This is a genomic window from Cryobacterium melibiosiphilum (assembly GCF_003602235.1).
In the GTDB taxonomy this organism is placed as follows: domain Bacteria; phylum Actinomycetota; class Actinomycetes; order Actinomycetales; family Microbacteriaceae; genus Cryobacterium; species Cryobacterium melibiosiphilum.
The window spans coordinates 1-16,850 of the sequence record NZ_QZVS01000057.1 but is presented as its reverse complement, the minus strand read 5'-3'; the positions used below and the strand labels follow the sequence as shown (position 1 = coordinate 16,850).

Annotated in this window: 7 protein-coding genes and 1 pseudogene; 1 reads left to right on the top strand and 7 read right to left on the bottom strand. The window is 69.9% G+C overall.

Annotated elements, in window-relative coordinates:
• Window positions 1-8 precede the first annotated feature (8 nt).
• Window positions 9-1,124 carry an alanine dehydrogenase gene (ald, locus tag D6T64_RS03360; RefSeq protein ID WP_119971581.1) on the top strand — a complete coding sequence of 372 codons (1,116 nt, stop codon included), beginning with the start codon at window positions 9-11 and terminating at the stop codon, window positions 1,122-1,124.
• Between the two features lie 58 nt (window positions 1,125-1,182).
• On the opposite strand, the gene D6T64_RS03355 is transcribed toward ald, so the two are convergent.
• The 7 genes and pseudogenes from D6T64_RS03355 to D6T64_RS03320 all read right to left on the bottom strand — a co-directional run.
• Entirely contained in the window at window positions 1,183-4,467 is a 3,285-nt protein-coding gene (locus tag D6T64_RS03355; protein ID WP_158594788.1) for an FtsK/SpoIIIE domain-containing protein, read from the bottom strand.
• 309 nt (window positions 4,468-4,776) lie between these two features.
• Window positions 4,777-5,463: a hypothetical protein gene (locus D6T64_RS03345; protein ID WP_233550807.1), complete on the bottom strand. Its 687-nt coding sequence runs from the start codon at window positions 5,461-5,463 to the stop codon at window positions 4,777-4,779.
• Window positions 5,460-7,847: a transglutaminase domain-containing protein gene (locus tag D6T64_RS03340; protein WP_119971574.1), complete on the bottom strand. Its 2,388-nt coding sequence runs from the start codon at window positions 7,845-7,847 to the stop codon at window positions 5,460-5,462. The genes D6T64_RS03345 and D6T64_RS03340 overlap by 4 nt, the downstream gene beginning before the upstream one ends.
• On the bottom strand, window positions 7,844-9,256 hold the full coding sequence (locus tag D6T64_RS03335; RefSeq protein WP_233550806.1) for a DUF58 domain-containing protein: 1,413 nt from the start codon (window positions 9,254-9,256) through the stop codon (window positions 7,844-7,846). Before D6T64_RS03335 ends, D6T64_RS03340 begins: the two co-directional genes overlap by 4 nt.
• Window positions 9,257-9,263: 7 nt before the next feature.
• On the bottom strand, window positions 9,264-10,235 hold the full coding sequence (locus D6T64_RS03330) for an AAA family ATPase (RefSeq protein ID WP_119971643.1): 972 nt from the start codon (window positions 10,233-10,235) through the stop codon (window positions 9,264-9,266).
• 85 nt (window positions 10,236-10,320) lie between these two features.
• On the bottom strand, window positions 10,321-16,293 hold the full coding sequence (locus D6T64_RS03325) for an Ig-like domain-containing protein (protein WP_158594787.1): 5,973 nt from the start codon (window positions 16,291-16,293) through the stop codon (window positions 10,321-10,323).
• Window positions 16,290-16,850: pseudogene (locus D6T64_RS03320) on the bottom strand (hypothetical protein); the annotation flags it as partial. The gene D6T64_RS03325 and the pseudogene D6T64_RS03320, both read right to left, overlap by 4 nt.

Genomic DNA, 16,850 nt, shown 5'->3' with positions numbered 1-16,850 from the left:
GGAGTCTCATGAAGGTAGCCATCCCCCGGGAAGTCAAGAACAACGAGTTCCGGGTCGCCATCACCCCGGCGGGGGTGCACGAGCTTGTGTCCTTCGGCCACGAGGTCTTCGTCGAGACCGGAGCCGGTCTCGGTTCGACCATCACGGACTCGGCCTACGCGGCCGCTGGCGCCACCATCCTTCCCGACGCCGCGAGTACCTGGGCCATCGCCGAGCTGCTGCTGAAGGTGAAAGAACCGGTCGCGAGTGAATACGGCTACTTCCGGTCTCATCTCGTGCTCTTCACCTACCTGCACCTGGCGGCTGAGCCGGAGCTGACCCGAGCCCTGCTTGCGAGCGGCGTGACGGCCATCGCCTACGAGACCGTGCAACTGCCGTCGCGGGCCCTGCCGTTGCTCGCACCGATGAGCGAGGTCGCCGGTCGGCTCGCCCCGATCGTCGGCGCGAACGCCATGCTCAAGCCCCACGGCGGCCCCGGCCTGCTGGTACCCGGCGTGCCCGGCACCCACCCGGCCCGCATCACCGTGCTCGGCGGCGGGGTGGCCGGAACCGCGGCGCTGCAGATCTCCCTCGGCCTGGGCGCCGAGGTCACCGTGCTCGACACCAACCTGTTCCGCCTGCGGGAGCTCGACGCCCTGTACTTCGGCCGGGTCAAGACCATCGCCTCCAACAGTTTTGAGATCGACAGGGCGGTCGTGCAGGCCGACCTGGTCATCGGATCCGTGCTGATCCCCGGCGCCAAGGCCCCGAAGCTCGTCAGCAACGAACTTGTTTCCCGGATGAAGCCCGGCAGCGTGCTCGTCGACATCGCCGTCGACCAGGGCGGCTGCTTCGCCGACTCCCACCCCACCACCCACGCCGACCCCACATTTCGCGTGCATCGGTCCCTGTTCTACTGCGTGGCGAACATGCCGGGAGCCGTGCCGGCGACGTCGACCTACGCCCTCACCAACGCCACCCTTCCGTACGTGCGCATGATCGCGAACCTGGGCTGGCACGCGGCCCTCCGAGCGGATGCCGCGCTCGCCCTGGGCCTGAACGTGGTCGACGGCGCGCTGGCCAGCTCCCCCGTCGCCCAGGCCCACGACCTGCCTTTTCGCCCGCTCGCCGAGGTGCTCGCCTAAGGCTTCACGGACCCCGACAAAGCCTCCCTGCCCGCGTCCCTTCAGAGCCGGCCGGACCTCACTGATTCAGGGGCCGCGAAGCCCCATTCGGCAGAGTGGCCCGAGACAGGGCGCCATCGGGCGAGAGCACCCACACACGCGAACGGCCGGCCAGCAGCGGTGGTGGCAGATCGCGCCGGTGCGTGATCTGGCGCAGGTCGGCGAGGCTGCATCCGTCGAAGATCAGTGTGGCGCGCCCGCGCAGGGCGGCGAGAAGCGCCCACTGGGCCTGCCACCCGTCGGCATCGCCGACGATCACCGTGCCCGCCGTCGCGTCCCGCACCTCCAGGCGAGACGCACCGGTTCCGAGTTCTGACGTGCCGACGAGGTCCACGAGCCGAACCTCCGGGCCAACCGAACGACGCAGGCCGGCGATCGTGCGGGCGGGTGCGCCCGAGACCACCACGAGCGGCGCGTGACGCAGCATCCGCTCGAGGTCCAGTATCGGTGCGGGGTCAACGGGCGAGGCCGGTGCGCCGCACCCGGGCAGCGCCTGGGCATTCCCCGCGGCAGCGGCCAGGAGTTGTACGCGCAGCCCCTGCCAATATCCGCCGCCCGGCGGAAGCGTGTCGCTGAACACGTCGGCAAGCCCTCCGGCCTCGCGGTAGTCGTCTCGGTCGCGCACGGACAGGAGCAACCGGCTGCGGCAGTGGGCACTGACCCCGCGCAGCCCGCCATACAGCCGCTGCGCGGTGAGCGCCACAAACAGTCCCTGGCCCGGTCCGTCGCGCAGCAGTCCCGTGAGCATGTCCAGCGCGGCCTGCTGGTGTTCACCGCTCCAGCGCGCGTACACCGAATCGACGTCATCCAGCAGCATCAGCAGCAAGCGCCTGTCCCGGGCGCGGGCTTCAGCGCTCCTTTCAGCGCTCGTTTCAGAGATAGGTTCAGCGAGCGGTCCGGTCTCGATCAGACTGGTGGCGGCCACGAGGGCATCCCAGAGGTGCTCGATATCGGCACGGACCAGTTCAGTACGACTCGTGACGCCGCCCTGTCCGGCCAGGGTCGCCAGCAGCGACGACTTGCCCGATCCCGCGTCGCCCACCACGAGCAGGTGCCCGTCGTGTTCGGGTCGGTAGCGGGCCACCCGATAACGCTGATGCTCCGGCTCGTCGGCCAGGCCCAACCGAAATGAGGGTTCAGCGTCGGCCAGTTGAGCGTCGGCGAGTTCAGTGTCGGCTGGATCGATACCGCGGCCCAGATCGGACTCGAGCAGCACCCGCGGCAGCGGGTCGAGCCACGGCCGACGCGGGGAGGCGCCCGGGAGGGCGCCGCCGTGCGTTCGGCGTGCGGCGAGCGCGACGAGGTCGACCGCCGTGGTGGTGGCGATCTGACCGAGCTCGGGTGGCCCCTCCCCGGTGCTGACCAGGCACCGCCCGGGCACGGATGCGGGCAGCCCGGCCGCGGCATCCGTTCCGATGACCGCTTCGCTGTCGGCCCGATTGTTCACCCTGAGCGAGAGTCGCAGGCTGCAGTTGGCGAGCAGGGAGTCCCGCACCACGCCCGCCGGCCGCTGGGTACACAGGATCAGGTGCACTCCGAGCGAGCGACCGCGAGCGGCGATGTCGACGAACAGGGAGTGCAGCGCCGGAAAAGCCCCGAGCATGGTCGCGAATTCGTCGATGACGATCACGAGGCGCGGCAGGCCGGGCGGCGCCGTGCCCGGCGGTGCCGTCGCCGAAGACACGGGCCCGGACAGCTCACAGATGTCCCGCACGCCGGCATCGCGGAGCACGCTCTCCCGAAAGCGCAACTCCGCCGAGAGACTCGCGAGCGCTCGGTTGGCCTGCACCGCGTCGAGATCCGTGATCATGCCCACGCAGTGCGGCAGGTGCACCAGCGAGCCGAAGGCGGCGCCACCCTTGAAATCGACCAGCAGAAAGGTCACGGTGTCCGGGCCGAAGCACGCCGCCATCGCGGCCACCCAGGTCACCAGCAGCTCGCTCTTACCGCTTCCGGTCGTGCCGCCGACGACCACGTGCGGGCCCTGCCGCACGAGGTCGAGCATCAGCGGTCCGGCGGCGGTGACCCCCACCGGGCAGGCCAGTCCCCCGCTCATCGGTGGCTGGGCAACGACGGATGCTCCGCCATCGGTCTCCGACGAGCTGCCGGGCAGCAGGGAGGCAAAGGAAACGACGGAGGGTATCGCGTTGGGCGTGCGTGACAACCCGGACGCCGTCGCCCGATCGCGCAACGCTCGGGCGAACACCGCGGCCTGTTCGGCGGTGATCAGTTCCGGCTCGCAGAGCGTGCCCGGCACCATCCCCGACGCTGTGCCGGACCCCGTGCCAGAACCGATGCCAGAACCGATGCCAGACCCCGGCGAGGGTGCGCGCACGATCTCTGCGCGCTGTGGCCCGTGTACCCGCACGACCGTGGCACAGCCGCGGGGCAGGTCGGCTTCCACCGTCGCGAGAAAGAGGGCCCCGGCGGTGCCGCGCTCGACGATTCCCACCACCGGAGACTTCCCTCGCGGCGGCAGCTCCCCTTGCGCGGGCATCTGCTCGGTTGCGTGCTCGCTGGGGTGCGCGGTTGCGTTCTCGCTCGCGTGCGCGGTTGCGTTCTCGCTCGCATGCGCGGTCAAGGTGGTATCGATGATCAGCAGGCGATAATCCGACCGCCGGGCCTCACCGGGATCGGAAGCGTGCGGCAAATCTACTGCCCAGCGCCAGGCCTCCCCCGGCGGAACGACCACCGAACCGGTGTCCGGTGGCAGGGCGAAGCACAATTGCACGATCACGGACCGGGCCAGGGCACGGGTCAGTAGCGGCGGACCGATGAGTCCGAGTCCACCCCCGACATCCGTCGTCAGAGGTGCACCGGGCAACAGGGCAGCCCAGTCCCGCAGCGCCCGCTCGTCGAGCGCGTCGCGCGCCCCACCGAGCTGCACTCCGCTCGGGACCGTTCCGCGTCCGAGGCTCACCAGCATGGTCTCGCCGGGGAGAGACCAGAGGCCAGCCTCCGCGGGCAGAGACAGCAGAGCGAGGGCGCCGGGCGTGCGTCGCCGGGCGGCGAGGCGGAGCCGCTCATGCCGATCGGCAACGATCTCCCGGAGGGCACCGAGCGCGACGGCGTGCTCACGCGTATCCCGAGCACCCTGCCTGCGACGCGATCGGCGACCGTCCATGAGGCTGCCGACGGCGATGATCGGGCTCAGGAAACCGAATAACAGGGCAAAGGCCGAACCGGTGATCAGATAGATCGCCCCGGCTGCCACGAGCGGGGCCAGGCACGCAACGAGGGGAAAAGCCGGGGCCGGTGGCAGTGTGGGGCGCGGCGGAAGGTTCAGGGGCTCATCAAGGGGCACACTGCCCGTTCCAGCACCACCCCGTCCAGCACGACCCGATCCAGCACGACCCGGTCCAGCACTGCCCGGTCCAGCACTGCCCGGTCCAGCACTGCCCGGTCCAGCACTGCCCGGAGCGGGGGTACCAGGCAGGAGTGTATGAGCGGGGAGCCGTCGACGAATGACCATGGACCCAGCAGAGCAGACGGGCGGTATCCGTTGTCGGAGTATTGCCCAATTGTGCACAACATTGGCCACACCCGGCCTGTGGAGAAACGGGCAGAGAAATGCGCAGAGAAACGGGCCGCGAACGGCCCCACGCCCGATCGGCTAGGCGAGCACGAAATACTGGTCGGCGATGTCCACGCGTGATCCTCGAGGCACCAGGTAACGCCGTCCGGGTTCACAGCGCAGCGCACCCTCCGAGGGTCGCTGCAGCACGCTGCCGTTGCCGGAAAACCGGTCGCTCACCCAGAACTGGCCGCCGTGCTGGCCGAATTCGAGGTGACTCTTGGACACCGACATGCCGGAGTCCTGGATCTGAACCAGATGGTCGAAGATTTCACCCGGCTGCGGCAACGGGCGCCGACCGATCAGGCCCGACCCGTGCACGTTCACCGTCTCCCCCGTGCTGAACTGCAGCACGAACCGAACGCCGTCGGGCCGCGTCGCGGGCGGCTCCGTGATGGGCGCAGCGACGGGGTCGGGCAGAACGGCCGGCGCAGATTCGGCAGGGGCTGAAGTCGGCACCGGACCGATCCGTTCCACGGGCGGCGGTGCCGGAACGCGATCCGGAACCGACACCGAGATGACCGTCGACCGTGGAAGCGGTTGGATGATCGTCGTGTCGCGACCCCGCGGGTCGGGGCGGCGCCGGGTCAACGGTGTCGCTGAGGTCGAGCTGCCGCATTCGCCGCAGAACATGGCTCCGGGCGGCAGCGTCGACGCGCAGATGCGGCAGCGCGCCGTCTCACCGCTCGGCTCGCCGGCCCCGTCTGTTCCGGCCTTGCTCGTCACGACTCTGCTCCCGCTCCACGAATGCCCGCTCCACGAGTGGACTTCCTGCCTCCAGCGTAGCGACCGAACGAACGCAGCGAGAGCAGCGCGCGAAGACGGTCACGACGGGTGTGTTCGACGGCCAGGGAACGGCGCAACGCCCCGACGGATGCCCACACTCGGTCTGCGTCTGCGCTCGACGAGGGGCCGGGTGCGAAGACGGCGCGGTCGACGAGCCCGGCGAACACGACCGGCGGGGTGCCCCCGACCGTGGGCACGCCACCGACCGATTCGGCCAGCTCGGCCCGGGTCATGCCCGCCGCAGACAGGCCGTTGAAATCGGTGACGGTGTCGGCGAATTCACGCCAGCCACCAGCGATCCGCGCGGCCGGGGTTCCGCGGGAGCGGCGCAGGTAACGGCGCCGGCTCTTGATCACCACCATGGCGATCACCGGCGAGAGCAGCACGAACAGCGCCAACAGGCTCAGGCCGGTGATCCGCAGCACCGCGAACAACAGTTCCAGCAGCGGATCGATCGGCGCGGGCGGGTCTTCGACCGACGTGTCCGGCGGCGGAGCGTCGGACGGGTCCTCGGTATCGACGACGGGCGGCGGCAGCACCGACTGCGGGCGGGACACCACGGTCGGGTCGTCGGGTTCTTTCGCCGGCACCTCGCGCACGGCAGGGTTGGGATCGACGGTGACCCAGCCGTCGGCTGAGGTCTGCACTTCGAGCCAGGCCGTCACATCAGCACCGGTCACGGTGACGGCGCCTGCGGGGTCGGCCGTCGCATCCGGTGCAAAGCCGAGAACCACGCGGGCGGGAAAACCGAGGCCGCGCGCCAGGATCGCGGCCGCGACCGCGTACTGCTCCGCGTCACCGAGCATGGGCACATCCGTGAAGAGTTCCGTCAAGCGGTCTGCGCCGTGACCGGAGCGGCTGACCGGTTCGTCGGCTCCGACGCCGTGGCTGATGTACCCCTCGGCAATGAGGTCGGCGAGCATCGCCTGCAACCGTTCTCCCGGGCCCTGGCCGGCCTGGCGTGCCCGCTCGAGCGCGGACAGCATGCCGTCGGGCACCGTGACCGGGGGCAACAGCGCCGAACCGGGCAGGGCGTCGGCCAGGTTGCCGTCAAAAGTGGGAACGACGGAGCGGCTCTCGTAGCGGTCGCCACGGGTGAGTCCGCCGAGCACCGCCGCCGAGCCACCCACGTCGTTGTAATAGAACGAATCGCTCCGGGCGACGGCGGTGTCGCCGCCGAAAACGACCTGCTCAAGCTGGCCAGTGCCCGGCACCCAGACCCCGGTATAACCGAACACCTCGACCTGCAGCACGACGTCGTCGCCGTCGACCGCGCTCTGGTCGAGTCGATACGGCAGCCGGGTGAAGGATCCGGATTCGACCGATCCCGACGCACTCTCCGCTTCCGCGTCGTCGCTGCCCACGGAGTAGACGACACCGTTGTAGCTGTCCAGGGTCGCCAGCCGCAGCAGAGCCCCGGCCGGCAGCCCGGTCACCTCAAACAGGGTCTCGTCCACGGTAGGAGACTGCAGATAACTGCGGAACGCACTGAGCGGACTCGCGTAGTCGTTGGGATTGAAGGGTTGCTGCACGTGGCTGCGCACCACGTCCCGCACGCCGGTCGGCGGCACGGCGATCGAGGCGGCGGTCCCGCCGCCGATCGCTAGGGCGACGATGACCGCCGCACTGACCAGTCGACGGGCACCGGCCAGCCGTCGATCGCTGACCGACTCGATCGTGCGTGTCGACTGGGCCGCTACGAGACGGGTCGCGGCGGCGCGGCGGCGCCACCGAAACCACAGCAACCACCCCAGAAGCAGCACCAGGAAGGCCAGCCCGAGTTCGACCGGGCGGGCCGCGCGGCTCGGCCCCAGCAGGATGCCCGCGAGGAACAGTCCGACCGGTGCGAGCACCGCGAGCTCACCGTGAGCGGACCGCAGTGCGACCGAGAGTCCCACGACCGTGGAGCCGAGGACGAGAATCAACGCCGGCACCAGCAACGCCTGGTAATCGCCGACGGGAAGTGCGATCGTCACAAGCTGCTTCCAGCCCAGCACGGTCGCCGTGAACAATTCCCGCACACCCTCGGTCGTGGGCAGCACGCCGTTTACGGCCCGTGCGGGAACGGCCAGCGGCACACCCACGATTCCGAAGCCGCCGATCGACATGAGGATCACGAGCCAGGCCGGCCAACGGAACCGCGCCCCGAGCACGGCCACCGTGGCACCGAGCAGAAACCCGCCCGCAACCATGATCACGAAGGCGCGACTCTGGTAGCTCGGCCACAGGGTGGCGGATGCCGCACACGTCACGAGCAGCAGCGCGACCAGGTTTCCGACCACGTCGGGCGCGCGCAGCGGGGCTCGCCGTTGGCGCCCGGTCATGCGGCGGCCGACCGAGCAAGGCTCTTCTGCAGGTCTTCCAGGAACCCGATGGTGAGCACGCTCAATTCGGCCACCCGGCGCAGGGTCGGGGGCGCTTCGGGGTCACACACGACGGCGACCACTTCGACACCCGAGGGAAACTGGGTCGACGCGGCCCGTAACTGTGCGAGGGTCGTGGGTGTCCCGCAAATCAGAAAGGCCACGGAAATCCCGGCGACGCTCTCGGCGGCGACCGTCGCGAGGCCCGGCAGCGGCAGCGCCGTGTCGGCACGTTCAACACCGCTGAGGCCGTCGAGCAGGCGGGCCCGCGAGATCGTGCTCAGCGGCCGAGCCGCGGGCATCCGTCGCGGCGCCCGGGAACGGCGGCCGGCCTGCGACCCCGCCTGCGCGCGCCCGCTCACCACGACGGACACGGTGCGGCCGTCCCGAATCGCGCGGATGCCGAGGGAACCGGCGACGCTGACGGCCATTTCGAACTCGTCATCGCTCGCGAAGTCGCCCTCGAACAGGCTCAACGCGACCATGAGGTGGCTGCGCCGGCTCTCCTCGAACTGGCGCACCATGAAGGTGCCCGTTTTTGCCGTGCTCTTCCAATGGATGCTGCGGCGTTCGTCCCCGGCAACGTACTCGCGCAGCGCATGGAACGAGACGTCATCGGTGGTCAGGTTGCGGGTCGGGTGCCCCTCGAGATCCCGAATGAAGCCGGTGCTCATGCTCGGAATCGACAGTGTGCGGGGATGCACGAACAGGTCGAGCGGCTCTGCCCAGACCCGCTCCTTGCGCACGAGCCCGATGGGGTCGCTGCGCACGGTGCGCACCGGACCGACCGCAATGATGCCGCGCCGGGTGGTCGGAACGAGAAACACGTCTTCGAACGCGGCCCCCCGGGTCAGTCCGGGCATCACAAAGGTCGCGAGCCCCTCGCCGACTGGCACTTCGATGCTGACGCCGGACAGGTGCCGGCGACCCGAATTCGTGACGCCGACCAGTCCGGGGGCACGCTCGCCCGCCACGACGCGGGTGACCGGCATCACCAGGGTGACACGGTAGGCGTCCCGGCCGATCAGGTAGCCGCCCGCCGCCAGCAACAGAACGGCACCGGTCCAGCCGATGGCGACAAGCTCGGCCCAGCCGAAGGCGTAACCGGCCAGGAACGCGAGGGCCACAGCGAGGGCCAGGCTCCAGCCGAGTGGCGTGACGACGGCCCCGATGGTGGCCGCCACCCGGCCGCCGTGGCGTCGCAGGCTCCGACTGCGATCGACGAGCCCGTCCAGGAGATCGGCCAACCGGCCGTCGCGCGTGCCTCCGCCCGGACCGGTCACCCGCCGCATCATCGAATGCTGGGTCGAGGAGTTCTGGGTCGACGAATGCTGGGTCGACGAGCGATGCACCGATGAGTGCTCGGTCACCCGCTGCTCACCCCGCCTGGCGCTCGCTCGGCGGCGGCGTTTCGATCAGGATCTGGGCGATCACACTCGAGGTGGTCACGCCGTCGAACTCAGCCTCCGGGTCGAGCAAGAGCCGATGGGCCAGCACGGGTTCGGCAAGAGCCTTCACGTCGTCCGGCAGCACATAGTGTCGTCCGTTCGCCGCGGCCAGGGTCTTCGCGGTGCGAATCAGCGCGAGGGCCCCGCGCACGCTGGCGCCGAGGCGCACCTCCGGGGCGTTGCGGGTGGCATCGACCAGTCGCGACACGTAGTCGTTGATGGTCGCGTCGACAAACACCGTGCGGGCCAGGCTTGCCAGCTCCACGACGGTTTCGGCCGACAGCACCGCAGCCACGACGAGGTCGTGCGGGCGGGCGCTCGCCCCTTCCAGAATGCGGATCGTCGACGCGTGATCGGGATACCCGATCGATGATTTCATGATGAATCGGTCCAGCTGCGCCTCGGGCAGCCGGTAGGTGCCGGACTGCTCAATCGGGTTCTGCGTCGCGATGACCATGAAGGGAGACCCGACCGGGTGGGTCACGCCATCGGCGGTGACCTGTCCTTCTTCCATCACTTCGAGCAGGGCGGCCTGGGTCTTGGGGCTCGCCCGGTTGATCTCGTCGGCGAGAACGATGTTGGCGAAGATCGGACCCCGGTGGAACTCGAACGTGCCGCTCTTCTGGTCGTAGATACTCACCCCGGTGATGTCCCCCGGGAGCAGGTCCGGGGTGAACTGCACCCGGTTTGCGGTGCCCCGCACGCTCTGGGCGATCGCCCGGGCGAGCGATGTCTTGCCGGTGCCCGGCACGTCTTCGAGCAGCAGATGGCCTTCGCTCAGCAGCGCGACGAACGCCAGCCGAATCACGTGCTTCTTGCCCAGCACGACGTGTTCGACCCCGCGTACCAGGCGGTCGAAGGCGTCGGCGAACTGGCTGGCCTGGTCCGGGCTCATCGTCATGGTGGGGGTGGTTCCGTTCATTCGGTGCTGGAATTCCGTGGTGAGTGCCGTGCCGTCAAGAGCCGTGCCATCGACATCCGTGCCATCAATCCCGATAGTCATAGCTGGTCCCGTCCACGGTCACGGTGAGCGTCACGCCGCCGGCGGCCGCCGGTTCAGCGAGGGTGCAGGTGTTGTCAGAGTCGGCTTCCTCGAGCGTTCCCGCGGGGTTGGCATTCGCCGAACATTCGAAGGTGGCGGGGTGGTCCGCGCCGTTGTCGGGAGCATTCGTCCAGCTAAACACACCAGCGTCAGCGTCGTAGGCCACGCCACGCACAGCCAAGCTGACGGATGCCTCGGGCGCGCGGAATGAATCCGACCAGGCACCGCAGATTCCCGCCGCATTGCACGCACGCAGCTCGAAGTCGACGGTCTCACCGAACGAGTCACCGAGAAGTTCGCGGGGCCAGCCGTCCCCATTGCTGCCCAGGCGCTCCCCCCGGTCGCGACCGGATCCGGCGTTGCGCAGCTCGTAGTATGACGCGACGCTTCCCGCCCCCTCAACGCCGGTGAGGTGGTAGTCCCGGGCAATCGCGTCCGGCGCCTGGCCGCGCAATTCCATGGTGCCCTGCACCGACGTGATCTCACCCGGCACCGGGCTCACACTCACGGTCGTCACGGCCGTCACGGCGCACCCCGCCTGGTTGTAGCCCCAGACCACGAACGAGTAGCTGCGGTTGTCGGCCAGGGACACCTCGAACGTCGCGGAGGTGGCCGCTGCCCCCATCGTCTGCTGTTCCTCGACGACCCCGCCGGTTCGCGGCGCGGCGAGCGCCCCGGGGGCGGGTTCACTCACCGAACATCCCTGCGCGCCGGTGGGAGCCGAGTCGCCGGCAATACGCTGCACGAAGTAGCCGCCGATGGCCGAGCCGGCCCCGTCGAAGGCGTTCCACGACACGCTCACCCGCCCCGAGGCATCCGTCGCCGTGGCGGTGAGGCCACCGGCCCGTGGCGCCCCGTACGGGGTGCCGTCACCGCTGCCGCTGTTCCAGGTGGAGAGCGCCGGAAAGGCCTCATTGCGGGCGCTGACGGTGTAGGACGCGACGGATCCGTTACTGAGGCCGTCGACGACGAGACTGCACGCACCAGCCGAGCACGCGGTGGCGCTGACATCGGCCCGTTCGCTGCCGTTGACGGTCACGACGTAGCTCCGCACCGCGGTTCCGCCCGCACTCGGGGCGACGGTTTTCCAGCCGAGGCGCAGGGCCGCGTCCAGCGGGGCGGCGGTCAGGCCGGTCGGGGCGGCCGGAACCACGTCGGACCAGACGGCGTTTGCGAAGGAGGCCGCTGCCGACGGCCCGAGGGCGTTGAGAGCGGTGACCGACACTCGCACCGAGTGGGCCTGGCCGTTGCCGCCGGTGGGGACCGTGCAGGTCGTCGCGGCGCACGTGGACGTCCCCACCGGGGCGCCGGAGTCGGCGTCGGTCAGGGTGATGTCGTAGCCGGTGATGGCCGCGTTGTTGGCGGCACCGGCGTTGAAGGACAGCGACAGGGTTTCGTCGCCGAAACCGGTCACGGTGACGCGGCTCACCGGATCGGGAACGTCCTGAACGGAGACCCGCACCGTTCCCCAGGCGTACCGGTCGGGATCCCCCGTGGCGTCGGCGACCTGGTACTGCACCGTCGTGTCGACGGGGTCGGCGCCGGCGGCGACGGTCACGCTCAACCGACTGCGGTCCGCGCTCGGGGTGATCGTCACCCCCGCCGGGACGCCGGAACCGTCAAGGCCTCGGACCGCGACGACTCGCAGGGGCACGGCCGGGAACGGGTTGGTCGCGGTGTCGTTGGCGAGCACGTCGACGACCGTCGTCTGGCCGCGCGGTGCGAGCACCTGGTCGGCTGCGGGGATCGCGAGCGGCTTCGTCGACGCGACGACGTTCAGGTCGATGCGTCCGGCGGTACCCTCACTCAGGTCGTCGCGCACCCCGATGGCCAGGGCGCTCTCGCTGCCCTTCTCGGTACCCTCACCGGCGTGGATGGTCAGCAGCGATCCGGCCAGGGAGTAGTCGAAGCCGGTCGGGTCGGGTTCGAGCACGGAGTATACGAGTTCGTCGACCGCGTCGGGGTAGGGATACGACGTGAGTTTTTGCAGGTCGATGACCGTGGTCTGGTCCGGTTCGAAATCAAGGACGGCGCCGTCGAAGGCCGGCGGCTGGTTCTCCCTGGGGGTCACCGTGATCGGCAGCACGATCGTGGCGATGCGGGCCTCGGAATCGCCCGCCCGGCGGGCATCCGTCACCTCGAAGGAGATCGACGCCGGTCCGTAATAGCCGTCAGCACTGGTGAAGACGAGACGCTCCGCGGACTCGACGAGGTCCGCGCCGTCGGAGTGGCTCGCCCTCACGGCGGCTTCGTCGGTCAGTGAAACGTTTTTTCCACCCACGGCGACGACATACTCGTTGATGGTGATGCTCAGGCTGGACTCGCTGGCGATCGTCAGCGGCGCGACGTTCGTGCGCAGCTGCGGCAGGGCGTCGCTGTAGCCCGGAACCCAGATGAAGGCGTACGAGACGATGCTCTCGTCGTCGGGGTGGGTCACGGAGAACGGGATGATCTGGCTGTCATCGCCGAGCGTGACACGGATGCGCTGCGTGTTCGTGACCTCCGCGTCACGGGCGTATCCCGGCAGCACGCCGAGGACCAGCTCGCTGGCCGGCCCCTCGGCGAAGAAAACGCGGTCGAGCACGTCGACGTCGATGGTGGACCGATCGAGCACGTCGGAGAGGGTCAGCACGGTATCGCGTGCGTCGGGATGGGCCCGTGGGGCGTCCCGGTCGACCACCACGGTGAGGAAGCTGGAGCCGGTGCCGCCGCGCTCATTCTGGATCTCGTAGATGAAACCGGTCCGGCCCTCGGCGTTCGGGGCCTGCACCGAGATCACGTCGCCGTCGATGCTCGCGATCCCGGCGGCATCCGTCGGTTCGACGCCCAGCAGGCTGAGGTCGCCGCCGTCCGGGTCGGAGTCGTTGGCGAGCACCCGCACCGACACCGTGCTGCCCGGCCGAACGACGACCTCGTCGGGGGCGGCGATCGGGTTGCGTGCGCCGTCGAGCCTGGCACTGATGCCGACCCGTACGAGGCCGGTCGCCCGCGCGCCGAGCGCGTCGATGACCGCGTAGCTGAACGAGTCGGTTCCGGCCGCGTAGTCGCCGGATTCGAACTCGATCCAGTCGGCGCCAACGCCGGTGACGGCACCCTTTTCGGGGTTGGTTTCCTGCCCCAGCAGCTGAACGGAGTCGCCGTCCGGGTCGATGCCGGCCAGCGGGATCGGTATGCGCACGGTCTCGCCGGCCAGCACCCGAGCGGTCACGGTCTTCGGGATCGGGGGCCGGTTGGCATCACGGTCGACCTCGCGCACCGAGATGGACACCTCGGCGTTGGCGAACTGACCGTCGGGGGCATTCACCCGGTACACGGCCGTGAAGTTACCCGGCGCGTCGGGGGCGAGATACCGCAGTCCGCTCCCGGCCACGAACAGCAGGCCGGCGTCGCCGCCGAGCGGGGTCGCCAGCTCCGCCGCCAGGGTCAACGGGTCGCCATCGGGGTGTTCGTCATTGGCGAGCACCGGGATGTCGATCGCGTCGCCGACGCGCACCGAGATGCTGTCCGGCCGGGCGACCGGGGCCTGCTTGCGCGCGAGCGCCGGCAGTTCGATGACGGTCACGGTGCCGTCGGCTGAGGCCAGGCCGTTGCTGACCCGGTACGAAAAGCTGACCGGCCCGTCCAGCGGTTTGGTGAGCGTCACCCGCAGCAGTCGCTGGTCGAGCACCTCGACCCGCAGGCCGCTGCCGCCCGGCACGTTCATCGTGCCGGTGACCAGCAGCACGCCGCCGCCCGGGTCGATATCGCCCGCCAGGACATCCACGAGAACCGATTCCTGGCCGCGAATGAACGCGGTGTGCGGCACGGTGATCGGAGTGCTCGCAGCATCGTCGGCCGCGGTCACCTGCACGCGCACCTGGCCGACGGCGGTCGTTCCGGAATCGTCGGTGACCACGAACTCGAGGTAGTGCGGGCCGACGACGCTGCTCAGAAATCGAAACGTGCCCGCGTTGACGTCGGTCGTGATGGTCACGTCCGACTTCGCCGGCACGGTGCTGAGCCGCAACGCCCCCGACCCGCCCCGGACGTGCTCGAGGGGAGACACCGTCACCTCGGCTCCGGCCGTGGCGAGCACGAGGAACGTGTCGGCGACGATCGGCACGGCTCCGACCGGCCGCACCGTGACGTTGAGCGTGCCGGTGCCGTCGAGGCTGCCGTCCGACACGACCAGTCCAACCTGGACCGCTCCCTCAGCGGTGCTGTCGGCACCCCCGCCGTCCGAGGCACTGGTTCCGCCGTGAGTGAAGGTGACGGCACCGTTCGGGGTGGAGGAGACGGTGTCGGGCGCCGCCACGTTCGCCGCCGTCAGGTAGAACGGATCGCCGTCGGGATCGACCCAGTCCCCGAGGATCTGGGTGGTGGTGGCCGAACCGGCCTCCACCGACGCGGTACTCGCACGCACCTGCACGGGTGCGGAATTCTCGCCGGGCTGGCGCACGGCGATGGTGACCGTCGCCGCCGCCGTTCCGCCCCGGCCATCGCTGATGGTGTAGTCAAAATCGAAGGTGCCCTGTGCAGCGGAACCCACGGTCAGCTGAATCTGCTGGCTGTTGGCGATGAGATCGAGCTGCCCCTGCGCGGGGTCGATCGGGGTCACGTCGGTGATCATCAGCACGTCGTCGTTGGGGTCGTAGTCGTTGAGCAAGACGGGCAGGGTGACGGCGTGGCCGGGTCGCCCACCAAACTCATCATCTTCCGCGACCGGAGGCAGCTGGGTGTCCTCGAATTCCGGTGCGTCCTCGAGGTTTTCCTCGACACGTTCGGGGTCCACGACGCTGTCGATCAGCTCGTCCCAGTTGTCGATGAGCGCTGTTCCACGCTGCACGGCCCAGGCAGCCCCATTGCGGGCATCGTTCAGCACGACACCGGTTCCGTTCACCTGAAACTGGAGGCGGGCATCCCCGGCGAGGGAGTCGAGCGTCGCAACCTCACCGTCTCCGGTGCGCGTGCCCGTCGCGGACGCGCAGCTTTGCCAGGCGGCACCATCTGCCCAGGCCGCATAATCGCATCCGTCGACGGAGATCGGTTGTGCGGACACGCCGTTTCGCCCCGCGACCAGTTCCTGCGGTTCTCCGCCGCCGAGCGGCACGGCGATGAGCCCGCCCGCGTGCGCCACCAGGACCCGGTCGCCGCGGGGTGTGGCCGCCTGCAGCGCGGCGCCATCCGTCAGGAGCGCGGACAGGTCGACCTCTCGGTCGTCCAGGTAGAGGATGCCGCGGGTGACGTTCAGCAGTGCCCAGTCACCATCCACGCTGGTCAGGTCGTAGACATCGTCGGGGTCACCGCCGTCGACCGTGACCGAGGCCGTGATGCGATCGGAAGTCTGCACCGCCGCGGACACCAGGGTGTCGGTGGCCGGGGTATAGGAAAAGAGCAGCCCCTCGGAGTCCAGGCTCACCACCGAACCGCTCCCGAGCGCGAGGTCGGGGGAACTCACACTGTCGAAATCGGCGACCTGGGCCGTCGAGAGATTCCAGACATCGCCGTTGGCGGCCACCACCGTGCGGTCGCCGGCGAGCAATACCTCGGGGGCGTTCGGCGGCAACGCCACACTGTCGGACAGTTCAGCCGTGGCTGGGTCGAGGATTTCGAGCGAACTGTTAGCCCGGTCGACGACGAGCACCGTCTCGCCCGCCTGGCGCACGTCGAGGCTTGCCCGGCCGGTCTCGACGACGGTGTTCAGTTCAAGCACGGCGGTGTTGGCCCGCCCGACGGCCTGGCGGCTTTCGTTCGCGACCCAGACCGCCGCATCGTTCAGGTCGAGGCGCTGTGCCGTGTAGCCGCCCGAGACGACCGCGAGGGTGGCGATGAGGGCCACGACGAGGGTGCTCGCGAGACTGGTGAGCGTTCCGGAACGGTGAGCGGCGAGCCACGGCCCGACGCGGGCTCGCCGCGACCCCTCGCCGGCCAGGTTCACTGGGCGTCCCCGGCGACGTCGCCGGTGACGTCGACGCACTTTTCCCCACTGGGCTCGCCATACTGACCGGCACGGTTGACCGTGACGGTCACGCAGACGCTGGCCTCACCGTGCGGGTCGACGGTGAAGGCCGTGCCGCGCTGGATGCTGGTCTCCCCCGAGCGCAGCGCGACGACATAGCTGTCGCCGTCACGGGTTCCCGGGTCGGACCATTCGAAGAGCACACTGCCGCCGGCGGCGGAGCCGTCAACGTTCGTGACGCTGGGAATGGCCGCGTCGGTGGCCTGCAGCAGGGCGGCCGCCCCCACGCCGGCCCCGGCGACAACGACGACGGATGCCGCTACGAGCGCCCAGATCAGGCCCACCCGCCGTCGCGGTCGGCTGAGAACGGTGACCGAGGCGCCGAGGGCACTGCGGCTGCCGCCGGTACCGTGCACTGACGGGTGCCGGTGCCCGGACAGCGGCTCGGCCAGGGGCACCCGCCCCGAGGGGCCCACGCCTCCCGCCGCGCCGGCGCCGCCGGCCGCTCGCCCTCCCGCGAGACGGGCGGACCCGGC